At 62.7% G+C, this 12,138-nt stretch carries 16 protein-coding genes; 8 read left to right on the top strand and 8 right to left on the bottom strand.

Features of this window, described 5'->3' with window-relative positions; all coding sequences use genetic code 11:
• Window positions 1–2: 2 nt before the first annotated feature.
• Together AC5RU9_RS14675 and AC5RU9_RS14670 are read left to right on the top strand one after the other, a co-directional pair.
• Window positions 3–1,211 carry a 5-methylcytosine restriction system specificity protein McrC gene (locus tag AC5RU9_RS14675; protein WP_494017011.1) on the top strand — a complete coding sequence of 403 codons (1,209 nt, stop codon included), beginning with the start codon at window positions 3–5 and terminating at the stop codon, window positions 1,209–1,211.
• Between the two features lie 36 nt (window positions 1,212–1,247).
• A complete protein-coding gene (locus AC5RU9_RS14670; RefSeq protein ID WP_309990423.1) occupies window positions 1,248–1,502 on the top strand; it encodes a PLDc N-terminal domain-containing protein in 255 nt (84 codons plus the stop codon).
• A 3-nt stretch (window positions 1,503–1,505) separates the two neighbouring features.
• Here AC5RU9_RS14670 and AC5RU9_RS14665 read toward each other — a convergent pair whose 3' ends face one another.
• Window positions 1,506–3,176, bottom strand: coding sequence for a sensor histidine kinase (locus tag AC5RU9_RS14665; protein ID WP_494017010.1), 1,671 nt, complete (start codon window positions 3,174–3,176; stop codon window positions 1,506–1,508).
• 99 nt (window positions 3,177–3,275) lie between these two features.
• Between AC5RU9_RS14665 and AC5RU9_RS14660 the strand changes: the two genes are divergently transcribed.
• Complete coding sequence (locus AC5RU9_RS14660; protein WP_494017009.1) at window positions 3,276–4,019, top strand: response regulator transcription factor; 744 nt, start codon at window positions 3,276–3,278, stop codon at window positions 4,017–4,019.
• Window positions 4,020–4,028: 9 nt separating this feature from the next.
• Here AC5RU9_RS14660 and AC5RU9_RS14655 read toward each other — a convergent pair whose 3' ends face one another.
• From AC5RU9_RS14655 to bioB, 5 genes are all read right to left on the bottom strand, one after another.
• A complete protein-coding gene (locus AC5RU9_RS14655; RefSeq protein WP_494017008.1) occupies window positions 4,029–4,409 on the bottom strand; it encodes an Hpt domain-containing protein in 381 nt (126 codons plus the stop codon).
• 104 nt (window positions 4,410–4,513) lie between these two features.
• Window positions 4,514–4,669 carry a hypothetical protein gene (locus AC5RU9_RS14650; protein ID WP_494017007.1) on the bottom strand — a complete coding sequence of 52 codons (156 nt, stop codon included), beginning with the start codon at window positions 4,667–4,669 and terminating at the stop codon, window positions 4,514–4,516.
• 75 nt (window positions 4,670–4,744) lie between these two features.
• A complete protein-coding gene (locus AC5RU9_RS14645; protein ID WP_494017006.1) occupies window positions 4,745–5,224 on the bottom strand; it encodes a very short patch repair endonuclease in 480 nt (159 codons plus the stop codon).
• A gap of 41 nt (window positions 5,225–5,265) precedes the next feature.
• Window positions 5,266–5,511 (bottom strand): biotin synthase auxiliary protein BsaP, encoded by a 246-nt coding sequence (gene bsaP, locus AC5RU9_RS14640; protein WP_494017005.1) that lies wholly within the window; start codon window positions 5,509–5,511, stop codon window positions 5,266–5,268.
• Window positions 5,508–6,521: a biotin synthase BioB gene (gene bioB / locus AC5RU9_RS14635; RefSeq protein ID WP_494017004.1), complete on the bottom strand. Its 1,014-nt coding sequence runs from the start codon at window positions 6,519–6,521 to the stop codon at window positions 5,508–5,510. Before bioB ends, bsaP begins: the two co-directional genes overlap by 4 nt.
• A gap of 193 nt (window positions 6,522–6,714) precedes the next feature.
• Here bioB and AC5RU9_RS14630 point away from each other — a divergent pair, with 193 nt between their 5' ends.
• Window positions 6,715–8,442, top strand: a complete 1,728-nt coding sequence (locus AC5RU9_RS14630; RefSeq protein WP_494017003.1) for a purine-cytosine permease family protein — start codon at window positions 6,715–6,717, stop codon at window positions 8,440–8,442.
• A 92-nt stretch (window positions 8,443–8,534) separates the two neighbouring features.
• Here AC5RU9_RS14630 and AC5RU9_RS14625 read toward each other — a convergent pair whose 3' ends face one another.
• Complete coding sequence (locus AC5RU9_RS14625; RefSeq protein ID WP_211712941.1) at window positions 8,535–8,720, bottom strand: CsbD family protein; 186 nt, start codon at window positions 8,718–8,720, stop codon at window positions 8,535–8,537.
• Window positions 8,721–8,819: 99 nt separating this feature from the next.
• Window positions 8,820–9,995 (bottom strand): zinc-dependent alcohol dehydrogenase, encoded by a 1,176-nt coding sequence (locus tag AC5RU9_RS14620; RefSeq protein ID WP_211712942.1) that lies wholly within the window; start codon window positions 9,993–9,995, stop codon window positions 8,820–8,822.
• Window positions 9,996–10,127: 132 nt separating this feature from the next.
• On the opposite strand from AC5RU9_RS14620, the gene AC5RU9_RS14615 reads away from it, so the two are divergent.
• The 4 genes from AC5RU9_RS14615 (at window position 10,128) to AC5RU9_RS14600 (ending at window position 12,081) form a co-directional block, all read left to right on the top strand.
• Window positions 10,128–10,331: a hypothetical protein gene (locus tag AC5RU9_RS14615; RefSeq protein ID WP_494017002.1), complete on the top strand. Its 204-nt coding sequence runs from the start codon at window positions 10,128–10,130 to the stop codon at window positions 10,329–10,331.
• Window positions 10,332–10,417: 86 nt separating this feature from the next.
• A complete protein-coding gene (locus AC5RU9_RS14610) occupies window positions 10,418–10,843 on the top strand; it encodes a hypothetical protein (protein WP_494017139.1) in 426 nt (141 codons plus the stop codon).
• Window positions 10,844–10,953: 110 nt separating this feature from the next.
• Complete coding sequence (locus tag AC5RU9_RS14605) at window positions 10,954–11,430, top strand: hypothetical protein (RefSeq protein WP_494017001.1); 477 nt, start codon at window positions 10,954–10,956, stop codon at window positions 11,428–11,430.
• A 27-nt stretch (window positions 11,431–11,457) separates the two neighbouring features.
• The gene (locus AC5RU9_RS14600; protein WP_307843811.1) at window positions 11,458–12,081 is read left to right on the top strand and encodes an SIS domain-containing protein; all 624 of its coding nucleotides are present in this window, start codon (window positions 11,458–11,460) and stop codon (window positions 12,079–12,081) included.
• The last annotated feature ends 57 nt before the right edge of the window (window positions 12,082–12,138 follow it).

Raw genomic sequence — 12,138 nt, 5'->3', positions numbered from 1 at the left:
TCATGGATGAGCTCTCCGGCGGAGTAGTGGACAAGCTCGACCCCGAATCGGCGGCGTTCATCAATGCCAGCGGACTGGCGAAGGCATCGCCCATGGGCATGGGCCTCTACCGGATAGAACCGGTGGGCAAGGTGGGCTCCGTGCGCACTGCCACGGTGCAGTTGGAAGTCCGCCCGAAGGACCGGCTGGGCCTCAGCCGCCTGCTCTTCCTGCTTAGCTACGCCGGCGAGCAAGGCTTCCGCGACCAGTCGGTGGAGGCCGTGGAGCACCCGGACTTGTGGAGCGCGCTGGCCGAGTCGCTGGCCCAACTTGCGGACAAAGCACTGAGCCGGGGAGTCCTCCAGGGCTACCTGACGGTGGACGAATCGCTCCGGACGGTCAAGGGCCGCATCCGCATCTCGGACCAGATCTCCCGCCGGCCCGGAATGATGGTTCCGCTGGAGGTGTCCTACGACGAATTCACGGAGGACATCGCGGAGAACCGGATTCTTCGGGCCGCCTTGGAGAGGATGGGACAGGTCCCCGGTGTCCGGCCCGACGTCCTGAGCCGCTTGCGCCAGCTCAAGGGAAAACTCGACGCCGTCACCCGCCTTCAGTCCGGGGCTCCGCTTCCGCCGTGGCGGGCCAACCGGATGAACCTCAGGTACCACGCGGTCCTGCGCCTGTCCGAGGTGATCCTCCGCAACGCCTCCGCCGAGGCCGGTGTGGGCAAACAGCAGAGCGCTTCCTTCGTGGTGGACATGGGGCAGGTTTTCGAGGAGTTTGTAGGCGCAGCCCTGCGCAGTGCCATGAGCGCCCATCCGGGAGAGATGCGGCTCCAGTACGGGGCCCTGCTCAACGAGGCCGTCCGTGACTCCGATCGCCTCACCGTCCGCCCCGATGCTGTCCACTTCCTGGGCGGCCGTCCCGTGGTGGTGTACGACTCCAAGTACAAAGCAGCTTCCGACGCCGGTGCCTCCTTGAGTGCCGACCATTACCAGCTGCTGGCCTACTGCACTGCGCTAAGGGTTCCCACCGCATGGTTGGTGTACGCCGGTTCCGGGGAAATGAAGTTGCGGCGGATCCTGAACACTGACATAGACATTGTGGAGTATCCGCTGGATCTTTCCCGGCCGCCTGCGGAAATCCTGGCGTCGGTGGCAGACCTCGCCGAACAGTCGTGGGGCGAAGTGGTGCGCCAGGCTGTGGCGGGTGGACCTCCGTCGGACTAGCCTGAGAAGGAACCTATCCGGAGTGGAGGCAAAACCATGGCTCGCAAGAAATCGTGGCGGGATATGAGCAAGGGCCAGCGGATTTCCGTGGTGGCCAGCGGCGTGGTGAACATGGCGTTGCTGGTGGCCGCGCAGCGGAGCATCGCCAAAACCCCGGACGCCAACATCCGGGGCAAGAAGGGCATCTGGCGTGCTGTTTCGTTCGTCAACTTCTTCGGCCCCGTCAGCTACTTCCTGTTCGGCCGCCGTCGGGATTCGGCCCTGGTGGGAGGATCGCCCGCCAAGCGTTGAGCCTCAGGCGGGCACCTTCACCGTGAAGGTCGTGCCGCGCCCCGGTTCGCTTTCCAGGGTGATGGTGCCACCGTGCGCTTCAACGATCGCCTTGCTGATGGGCAGTCCCAGGCCCACGCCGGGGATGGCGCTGTTGCGGACGCCACCGGCGCGGAAGAACTTGGTGAAGGCCTCCGCCTGTTCTTCTTCGTTCATGCCCATTCCGGTGTCGCTGACACGGCAGAAGACGAAGTCCTGATCCTCCCAGGCAGCTACCTCGACGTCCCCGCCGTCGGGTGAGTATTTGATGGCGTTGGACACCAGGTTGTCCAGCACCTGCGCGATGCGTGACGAGTCGACGTGCGCTTCCAAAGCATCGGGCAAGTCCATGGACAGCCTGATCCCGGCCTTCGCTGCGCGGGGTTCGGCGGAGGAAACACTGCCCCGCACCAGTTCCGCGACGTCCACGGCATGGGGCTGGATGGCGATTTGGCCCGAGCGGACAGCCAGGAGGTCCGAGACGAGGGTGAGCAGCCGTTCGGCGTTGCGCCGGACAATATCCAGCTGCTTGCGGGACCGCGCATCCAAGGCATCAGGATCGTCCAGGATCAGTTCCACGTAGCCCAGGATGGACGTCAGTGGAGTGCGGAACTCGTGGGAAACGTTGGCAACAAAGTCGTCCTTCGCAGCCAACGCGTTCACCAATTCGGTGACATCGCTGAACACCACCACTGACCCGGCGAACTTCCCGTCGTCGTCCACCATGGGGCGGGCGCTGGCGGTGAAGGCGCGCTGGTCTTTGCCGTCGCCGAGCCACACCAGCTGGTCGGTGAACCGTTCGCCCAGCACGGCACGGCGCACCGGGCGGCGGTCGGCCGGCATGGGGGTGCTCCGGTCGGTGTCGAAGATGAGCAGCTGGGATTCGTTGGGATCATCGTTGCCGGGGGGCGATGCCAGGGTGTGGGTCTGCCGTTGGCGACGGTTCATGAGGATGTCGTGCCCGTCCCCGTCCACCGCCACTACACCCAGCGGCAACGCCTCCATGACAGTGTTCAGGAGCCGTTCCTGCTTGGTGCTGACATCCAGGGCTTCCTTGAGTGCCTCGTCTTTTTGCTCCATGGCCCGCTGTTGGCGGACCATGCTCAAGGTCAGGACGCTGACCGACACGCCGATGCCAAGAATGAGTATGGGGAACAGAAGCGGCTTGGTCAGGGCTTGCTGCGAGAGGTCACCCCGGACGAACAATGGGAACCACACGATGGCCAGGGGGCCAATGAAGGACAGGGCTATGGCCAGCTTCGGGTACAGGCCCGAGGCACACAGCCAGATGACCGGCAGCACCACCAGGACGCTGAGGCCGGTGAGCGCTTCCTGGCCGCCTTCCCGGCCGAACGCGATCGACACCATGTCAAGGATGGGGATGGCCAGGAAGCTGGCAAAGGGAAGCCTGTGCCACGGCACAATGATGCACAACGCCAACAAAAAAGCCTGGCTGAGCAGGAAGATCAGGAACAACGGATTTCCGAGTGTGGCCGGAAAAAACAGCCAGACCAAAACAGCCGACAAGCAGACACATACCGATAACGGCAATTGGCTGAGGACTACCCGCATCCGCAGGGTATGTTCATGGAAGGAGCGCTGAAAGATCAACAATTTCTTCTTTTCGCCAATATCCCAAAAAGAAGGGCCGGTCATGGCACATCCACCACGGATGCAGAAGAAATTTGGTTCATGAGATCAGCCTAACCATAACGGATATACTTCTGAGGTTATCGAAGGGGCTGAGGGGCAGCGATGAGTGAAGTACGTGTGGGGTTGGTCATTGAAGATGACCAGGATATTCGCGAATTGGTACGTGTGGTTCTATCCCAGGCGGGGTTTGATGTCCACACTGCGTCCACGGGATCTGCGGGCGTCATGTCGGCCCGCGAGCTGAATCCGGACGTCATCACTTTGGACCTCGGCCTTCCCGATATCGACGGTTTTGAGGTTGCGCGCCAAATCCGCAAGTCCTCGGACGCCTACATCATCATGCTTACCGCTCGCGCTGAAGAACTTGATACCCTCATGGGCCTCGAAGCCGGCGGCGATGACTACCTCACCAAGCCCTTCCGCCCCCGCGAGCTGCGCGCCCGTGTGGAGGCCATGATGCGGAGGCCCCGCGCGTCGTCGGACACCAGGAGTGTCCCGGACGAAGCCGATCCCGAGATGGCCCATAACGGCTTGTCCGTTTCCGCGGGCTCACGCACAGCAGTGCTGAACGGCAAAGAGCTGAAGCTGACCCGCACGGAGTTCGACCTTTTGCTCGCCCTGCTGGAGACCGGACGTATTGTGCGGACCAAGGCCGATCTGGCCCGTCGCCTTCGGAACGAACCATACGACGTCGGAAGTTACGTCAGCGACGCCGACGAACGCGCCGTCGAGGTGCATATGGGGAACCTGCGCAAAAAGCTTGGCGACAGTATCCAGGCCCCGCGTTGGCTGGAGACGGTCCGCGGCGTGGGGTACCGGCTCGCGCCGTCCGCGCAAAACAACTAACGCGCCGCATTAGGGAACAGGTGACTCCAGCTCGGCGATAGTGCCGGCGACGTACTGCTCGATTTGGGTCACCAGGGGCCGCAGCTCATCCAAGTGGTTTTCGTTGGGCACGAGCCGGATGCCAATTTCCAGTTCCCTGGCCAGGCGGTCCATGCAGATTGCACCCACCATGTGGCTGGATGTCTTCAGGCTCAGCACAGCATCCATGGCATCTTCCATGTCCGCGTTGTCCAACGCGCGATGAAGCCGCGAAACCCGCCACGGCAGCAGGGCTACGTAGTTCCTGACGAACGCACCGATGATGGCATGGTCGCCGCCAAGCTCGGCCTGGAGTGCGATGAGGACCGTGCGATCCACCAGGACTTCGGTGCACTCGCCATACTCAGACACCAAACCCCTCCCGCCTCCAAACAATCGATTCACGATTCAACAGTAGGACCCGCCGAACTACCCAAGTGCCAGAAACCCAAAGCTTGATCCAATCTTGAGCGGACTCAGAGGGAGTCTTGATCGCCGGGCCTGAAAGTGGTGAAGAGCAGGTTGGAGGTCACTGATCTGGGGATGTCAGTCTTGAACCAAGGAGCGGGAAACAGCATGGACAGTGGGGCTCGCATATCACCGGCGCTCATGGTTTTGATCGTCTTTTGCATGACCATCCTCCTGGGCATCGGCGGCACGGCCGCTTTCGCCCTCTGGGAGCAGAGCTCACACAGTGCCGGTGTTGATCACGTTGTTGAGTCAGCCCCGACAACCACGTCCGCACCGTAGCCTCTGACCGTATCGAGGTAACCGGTCAGCCGTTCTTCGAGCATCGACCGGTTGCCCAGTTCGCATTCCCACACGGTCAGTACGTCCCAACCCGCAGCGTGCAACAGCTCCCGTTGCCTTGCGTCGCGCTCCCTGGTCCGGGAACGTTTCGCTTCCCAGAACTCCGCGTTTGCCGCGGGGGCGTGCAGGCCTACCTTGCAGTCGTGAAAATGCCAGAAGCAGCCGTTGATGAAAATGACCTTGCGCCTGCCCGCGAACACCAGGTCCGGGCGGCCGGGCAGCTTGGTTGACCCGGCCTGTCCATGCAGCCGATACCTGTAGCCCTTGGCATGCAGCAGCCTGCGGACCAGCAACTCGGGCTTGGTATCCTTCCCGCGGATTTTGGACATGTTGCGGCTGCGCTGCTCCTGCGTCAGACGGTCCCGGCCTTCGCCCATGAATCCAGCCTACCCAGGGAGTTTTTGGACAGATACTGCCCTTAGGAAGCTCTTTGAGGGGCAGTATCTGCACAAATACCCGTGAGCCCGTGCCGCGAACACTCCGCGGTCCAGCCCGTCGGAGTGACCTGGACCTTCATCCGCCTGCGGCACTCCTCGCAATAGCGGGGCGGCTCCATCACCAACTGCTGACGGCAGCTGTGGTGAGGGTCCGACGTCGGCCGCCCGCCTTGGGTAGCCGGCGCGCCCGCGACGCCGCCGCAATGGCCGCAATAGCCGGTTGTCACAGGGACTTCTGGAATTCCTTGATGGGCATGTTCAGCTCCACCAGGAGGTTGAGGTCGGCATTGGCGGGCCGGCCGAGGGTTGTCAGGTAGTTGCCGACGATCACCGCGTTGATGCCACCGAGCAGCCCATCGCGGGTGCCGAGGTCGCCGAGGGTCAGTTCCCGGCCGCCGGCGTACCGCAGGACGGTGCGGGGCATGGCGAGCCGGAACGCCGCGATGGCACGGAGGGCATCCTTGCCGTCCATGATTCCCTGGTTTTCCAGGGGTGTTCCGGGGCGGGGGTTGAGGAAGTTCAGTGGGACTTCGTGCGGTTCCAGCGCGGCCAGTTGGGCGGCCAACTCCGCACGCTGGGCCACCGATTCACCCATGCCGATCAGGGCGCCGCAGCACAGTTCCATGCCGGCGGCTTTGACCATCGCGCAGGTTTCCAGCCGTTCCTCGTAGCTGTGGGTAGTGACCACCTCCGGGAAGAAGCTGCGGGCTGTTTCGAGGTTGTGGTTGTAGCGGTGCACGCCCCACTCCGCCAGCTGGTCCACTTGGCGTTGTGTGAGCATGCCCAGGGAGCAGGCGATGTTGATGTCCACTTCTTCGTTGATGCGGTCGATCGCGAACTTGATCTGGTTCATGAGCTTGATGTCCGGGCCGCGGACTGCTGCCACGATGCAGAACTCAGTGGCCCCGGTGGCGGCGGTTTCCTTGGCTGCTTTGACGAGCTCGGGGATGTCCAGCCACACGCCACGGACAGGGGAGTCGAACAGGCCGGACTGGCTGCAGAAGTGGCAGTCCTCGGGACAACCGCCTGTCTTGATGGAGATGATGCCTTCCACCTCCACGTCCTCCCCACAATGCTTGAGCCGCACTTCGTGGGCCAGTTGCAGGGCTGCCGGGATGGCGTCGTCGGGGAGTTCCAGGATCTCGATGAGCTGCGCCTCGTCCAGGCCCTCACCGCGCTGCAGGACCCGTTCGCGGGCGGTGTCCAGGATGGTGTAGCTGATGGCTTCTGGGGTCATGCCTTGACGGTATCCGTGCTGGTCACAGCCGATTTTGTGGGTTGCGCACAAAGCGTGGCCGCGGATTTTGGTGGGGGCGCGCGTGGCCGCTGATGCAGAAGTTACAGATGCGAAACACGCACGTGACGGAATTGACGCGCTGCATTACTAGCGTCGTGGGCGAGGCACCCTCCCCGGACGAAAGCGACCACGCATGAGTGACGACAAGACGAGTACCGCAATATTGGAGCCGACGACGGCGGCAGGCACCGCCGTCGGAATCGGCACCGCCGGCACGCCGCAGCAAGGCAACGCCGACGCATTGAGTGCTGCGAAGGAGAGCCTGGAGGATTACACGCTCCGGTTCGCCCCGCGCTCCTACCGGAAGTGGAGCGCCGGCGTCGTAGCCACCAGTGCTTTGGGCGGCATCGCCTACCTGGCCGACTTCTCGATCGGCGCGAACATCGGCATCGCCTACGGAACGGTGAATGCGATCTTCGGCATCATCGTGGCGGCCGTGATCATCTTCGCCACGGGATTCCCGCTGGCCTACTACGCCGCCCGGTACAACATCGACCTTGACCTCATTACCCGAGGCTCAGGATTCGGCTACTACGGCTCCGTGGTCACCAACATCATCTTTGCCACGTTCACTTTCATCTTCTTCGCCCTGGAAGGCTCCATCATGGCCCAGGGCCTGCAGTTGGGCCTGGGCATCCCGCAGTGGATCGGCTACGCGGTGTCCACCATCATCATCATTCCGCTGGTGATCTACGGGATGAAGACGCTCGCCACCCTGCAGGTGTGGACCACGCCCTTGTGGCTGCTGCTCATGGTTGTTCCCGTGGGCTACCTGCTCCTGTCCCACCCGGAAAGCATCGATGCGTTCTTCGCCTTCACCGGCGCTTCGGGCGAGGGCGGGCCCAACCTGGCCTCCGTGATGCTGGCTGCCGGTGTCTGCCTGTCCCTGATGGCCCAGATTGCCGAGCAGATCGACTACCTCCGCTTCATGCCGCCCAAGACCGCGGAAAACAAGGGCGCCTGGTGGCGTGCCGTGATCCTGGCCGGACCGGGTTGGGTGATCTTCGGAGCCATCAAGCAGATCATTGGCCTGTTCATTGCGATCTACCTCATCGCCAAGCTCGACCCCGCAGCAGCAGTCCACGCAAACGAACCCGTCCACCAGTTCCTGGGCGTCTACGAAGAGATGATGCCAGCCTGGTTGGCGATGACCTTGGCCGTAGTGCTCGTCGTGATTTCGCAGATCAAGATCAACGTCACCAACGCGTACTCCGGCTCGTTGGCCTGGACCAACTCCTTCACCCGCATCACCAAAACCTACCCGGGCCGCATGGTCTTCGTGGTGGTGAACCTGGTGATCGCGCTGATCCTCATGGAGTCCAACATGTTCGAGTTCCTGAACACCATCCTGGGCTTCTATGCCAACTGCGCCATGGCCTGGGTGGTCACTGTGGCCTCGGACATCGCCATCAACAAGTACTTGCTGAAGATTTCACCCAAGGTTCCCGAGTTCCGCCGCGGGATGCTCTACGCGGTGAACCCGGTGGGCTTCGTATCCATGCTGGTCTCCGCCGGAGTGTCGATCGCTGTGTTCTTCGGGGCGTTCGGGCCGGCAGTCCAGCCGTTCTCACCCATTTTTGCGGTGGGCTTGGCCTTGGTTTTGCCGCCGGTCCTGGCTTTCGCGACCAAGGGACGCTACTACCTCCGGCGCGCCGATGACGGGATCGACCTGCCCATGTTCGACGCCGACGGTAACCCGAGCGACGCGAAGCTCCTTTGCCACGTCACCGGCCTCGAGTTCGAGCGCCCGGACATGCTTCGCTCCGCTCAGGACGGGCCCGACGGCGAACCCCAGTACATTTCGTCCCTCGCCTTGTCCACGGACAAGTCGGGCGAGTTGGTCCTCCCAGCCCAAAAATAGGTGCCCTTGGCCACCCAGTTGGGGTGACACGAACGCCCCGGTTCCCTTGGAGGGAGCCGGGGCGTTGTGCTGTGTGGTTTACTGCTTGCGGATTACTTGTCGAAGACGTCCTTGGCGGCGTCCTTGACGTTCTCTCCGGCCTGCTTGGTCTTGGCGGCCGCCTGGTCAGCGGCTCCTTCTGCCTGCAGTTTCTCGTTATTGGTGGCGTCGCCCAAGGCTTCCTTTGCCTTGCCGGTGACTTCCTGTGCCTTGTTGCTGATCTTGTCTCCGAGTCCCATGGGCCCTCCTTCGATGTAATCCAACTCTGACAATCGCTAGGCTATCTAGCGATTCTGGGTGTTTCCTGAAAGTCCTTGGTGTGCAGGACGACCGGCTGCCTAGGGCTTGAGGACCACCTTGATGCAGCCGTCCTGCTTCTTCTGGAACTTCTCGTACAGGTCAGGTGCCTCATCCAAGGAACCCGTATGGGTGACCAGGCGCATGACGCCCAGCGGATCGGCGTCGTCTTCTACCAGCGGGAGCAACTGGTCGGTCCAACTGCGTACGTTGCATTGGCCCATCCGCAGCTGGATCTGCTTGTCGAACATGGTCATCAGCGGCATGGGGTCCGCCTGTCCGCCATACACGCCGCTGAGCGAGATGGTCCCGCCGCGTCGGACGGTGTCGATGGCGGTGTGCAGTGCGGCAAGCCGGTCGACGCTCATGGTCTCCATGGCGACTTGTGCCGGCTTGTCCGGGAGCAAAGACACGGCCTTGTGCAGGAAGGAGGCCACGGGTGAGCCATGGGCTTCCATTCCCACGGCGTCCACCACTGAATCCGGGCCGCGTCCCACAGTTTCTTCCCGGATCTGGCCGGCGACGTCCGGGCTGTAGTCCATGGTTTCCACGCCGTGCTGTTCCGCCATGGCCCTGCGCTCTGGCACGGGGTCGACGCCGATCACCCTGAATCCCTTATGGACGCCGATCCTGGCAGCAAACTGGCCCACCGGCCCTAGTCCGAGCACCGCGAGTGTGCCGCCTTCGGGGACGTTCGCGTACTCCACTGCCTGCCAGGCGGTGGGAAGGATGTCCGAAAGGAAAAGGTAACGCTCGTCGGGGGCATCGGATTCGATTTTGACCGGGCCGTAATCCGCGAATGGGACCCGCAAGTATTGGGCTTGTCCGCCGGGCACGGAGCCATAGAGCTCGGAGTATCCGAACAGGGCAGCTCCCGAGTTCTTGGCGGTGACCTGGGTGGTTTCGCACTGTGACTGCAGGCCTTGATTGCACATGTAGCACCGCCCACAGGAGATGTTGAAGGGCACCACCACGCGGTCGCCCTTCTTCAGGCGATGGACTTCCGAGCCGACTTCTTCCACGATTCCCATGGGTTCGTGGCCTATGACATCGCCCTTATGCATGTATGGGCCAAGGACCTCGTACAGGTGTAAGTCCGAACCGCAGATGGCCGAGGATGTGATTCGGACAATCACATCCGTGGGTTCTTGAATGGTTGGATCCGGGACGTCGATGACGCTCACAGAGCGCCGGCCTTGCCATGTCACTGCTTTCACAACTGGTTCTCCCTGCTGTTCGGCTGGAGCTGTCCCACGCTGCAGGAGACCTTCCCAGCGAAGCAGAGTTGATACCCCGGCACAAGGCCGCCTGACCTCGACAGTGTCAGGGCCCGGGCCTACATTGTGGATATGAGCGATGAAGCCAACGAAACCCAATCTCCGCCTTCCGACGCCGGGGGACCCGCGGTTCCTCCCGCCGTCGAGCATGGCGAAAAGGGGCCCGGAACCGGCGACTTTACCACCGAGTTGGACCCCACCTTCATCCCCGATGAAAGCGGCGAGACGCCCGAGGAGAAACGTGCGAGGGAGCATCCTGAAGCAACAGGCAGCTAGAAACTAGTAAGCAAGCTGATCATTAGTTACGATATTGCCAGGGAGAGTTATCGGACAGAGTTGACCAAGGAGAGATCAGATTGTCGATGATGAGAAATCCGTTGATTCCTGGCTCAACGCCGCATCCCAAAGCCCAGGCGCTGCTGTGCGGCAAGTGCGGGTCCACCGATCACCTGGACCTGGAGACAATCGAGTCCATAGAGCCGCACTCCGGCGAGCTGCTGGTCTCCGTGTCCTACACCTGCCTGGCCTGCGAATCCTCCTATGCGCACACCGCAGCGTTCCATGAAGTCGCTGCCGTGCTGAACCGCAACGGAACCGTCTCTGGACTGCTGCAATTTGGTGGACAGTACTTCCACTGCGGCGAACCGATGCAGTTCTCCACGACGTCGGCCCGCAGCGTGTATGCACCCCTTTCCACCGAAGACACAGACGACGGCCTCATGGACGTTTACCTGAAAACCCGCGTACTCCAGTGCCGCTGTGGTTTCAGGATGGAACTCCCGGCCTAGGCCATGTACATCGTTTGGAAGTACCCCGCCCGGGGTACGTCTTCGGTAGCAAGTACAGCGTGGGCAACGGGCGGCGCCCCCAAAAGCCGCACACCAGGGAGGTAATCCACATGGACACAGGACAACTGGTGCTGATCATCGTCATCGCCGTCGTCGTTATAGCCGCTGTTGTGATCGCGGTAGTCGTCGGACGCCGGAAGAAGGCCGAAGTCAACCGTCACCGGGCTGAAGAGTTGCGGGAGAAAGCCGCCGAAGAAGCGATCGGCGCCCACCAGGCCAAGGCTGAATCCGCGCAGGCCGAAGCCAACGCCCTGCAGGCCGAAGTGGAGGCCAACCGTCTCCGCAAGGAAGCCGAACGCCACTCGGAGAAAGCCGACGAGGCCCGCGGACGCGTTGAAGAGCACCTTCGCCACGCAGACAAGCTGGACCCGAACGCCAACGACCGTTCCAACGGCTCGGACCACTCGGATGAATCCACCACCGATCGCACCAACGCGGCGGAGGGGGAGCGTCTGACCCGGGACAGGTCCGATCGCAACGGTTCGGTACGGGAGGGTTCAACGCGCGACGGCGATCGGAACCTATAGTTTCGACGGGGAAACGGAGGCAGGAAAGTGAGCATCGTGGTGAGGCGAACAGGTCAGGAGGTGCGTGCGGCCGGGTCCAAGGCGAGCCGTCACGCCGTCGATGTGGTTCTGGGGCACTTGGGCGAAATCGGCCCAGCGGTAGCGTCCCTGCGCCGGGAGTCCTCCAGGCTCGCCGAATGGGGCGAGGAACTGGCACGCGTGCGGCGACGCGGTGGGACCGTGTTCGCTGCTGGCAGCGACGGTTCATCGCATGAAGCCCAAAGGTTCACTTCGGAGCTCGCCGCCCACGACCCCGGGGGTGGCTCCGGTTTCAAAGCCATCTACATTCCAAAAGGCGCCAGCGGATCTGATGGGGCTTCTGCCAGTATCAGCGCCCAGATCACGGACCAGGTCCGCCGCGGCGACATCGTTGTCCTCCTGGCTGCGAAGGGCATCACCGACGACCTGCGGGACGCTGCTGCGGCCGCCAAGTCAGGCGGTGCCCGGGTCTGGGCCCTCACCGGCCAGGAGTCCAAGGATCTCGCAGACTCGGTGAATGAAGCCATCTGCATCAACACCGATCCACCCCACGCCGAGGAAGCGCACCTGGTGGCGGTTCTGGCCCTGTGCGAGTGCTTCGACGACGCCCTGAAGAACATCAAGCCGGAGTAGCGCGCCGCGCGGGCGGGCTTCACGACGATTGCCGGGTGGCTCTGTCAATCTTGAGCT

The sequence above is a fragment of the Arthrobacter sp. B0316-5-4 genome (genome assembly GCF_059090325.1).
The sequence above is the reverse complement of the archived record's forward strand: the minus strand, read 5'-3'. Positions and strand labels throughout refer to the sequence as shown.

Coding starts and splice junctions, on each gene's coding strand:
- AC5RU9_RS14675 (WP_494017011.1), top strand. CDS start 3: ATGGATGAGCTCTCCGGCGGAGTAGTGGACAAGCTCGACCCCGAATCG.
- AC5RU9_RS14670 (WP_309990423.1), top strand. CDS start 1,248: ATGGCTCGCAAGAAATCGTGGCGGGATATGAGCAAGGGCCAGCGGATT.
- AC5RU9_RS14665 (WP_494017010.1), bottom strand. CDS start 3,176: ATGACCGGCCCTTCTTTTTGGGATATTGGCGAAAAGAAGAAATTGTTG.
- AC5RU9_RS14660 (WP_494017009.1), top strand. CDS start 3,276: ATGAGTGAAGTACGTGTGGGGTTGGTCATTGAAGATGACCAGGATATT.
- AC5RU9_RS14650 (WP_494017007.1), bottom strand. CDS start 4,669: ATGCAAAAGACGATCAAAACCATGAGCGCCGGTGATATGCGAGCCCCA.
- AC5RU9_RS14645 (WP_494017006.1), bottom strand. CDS start 5,224: ATGGGCGAAGGCCGGGACCGTCTGACGCAGGAGCAGCGCAGCCGCAAC.
- bioB (WP_494017004.1), bottom strand. CDS start 6,521: ATGACCCCAGAAGCCATCAGCTACACCATCCTGGACACCGCCCGCGAA.
- AC5RU9_RS14630 (WP_494017003.1), top strand. CDS start 6,715: ATGAGTGACGACAAGACGAGTACCGCAATATTGGAGCCGACGACGGCG.
- AC5RU9_RS14625 (WP_211712941.1), bottom strand. CDS start 8,720: ATGGGACTCGGAGACAAGATCAGCAACAAGGCACAGGAAGTCACCGGC.
- AC5RU9_RS14615 (WP_494017002.1), top strand. CDS start 10,128: ATGAGCGATGAAGCCAACGAAACCCAATCTCCGCCTTCCGACGCCGGG.
- AC5RU9_RS14610 (WP_494017139.1), top strand. CDS start 10,418: ATGATGAGAAATCCGTTGATTCCTGGCTCAACGCCGCATCCCAAAGCC.
- AC5RU9_RS14605 (WP_494017001.1), top strand. CDS start 10,954: ATGGACACAGGACAACTGGTGCTGATCATCGTCATCGCCGTCGTCGTT.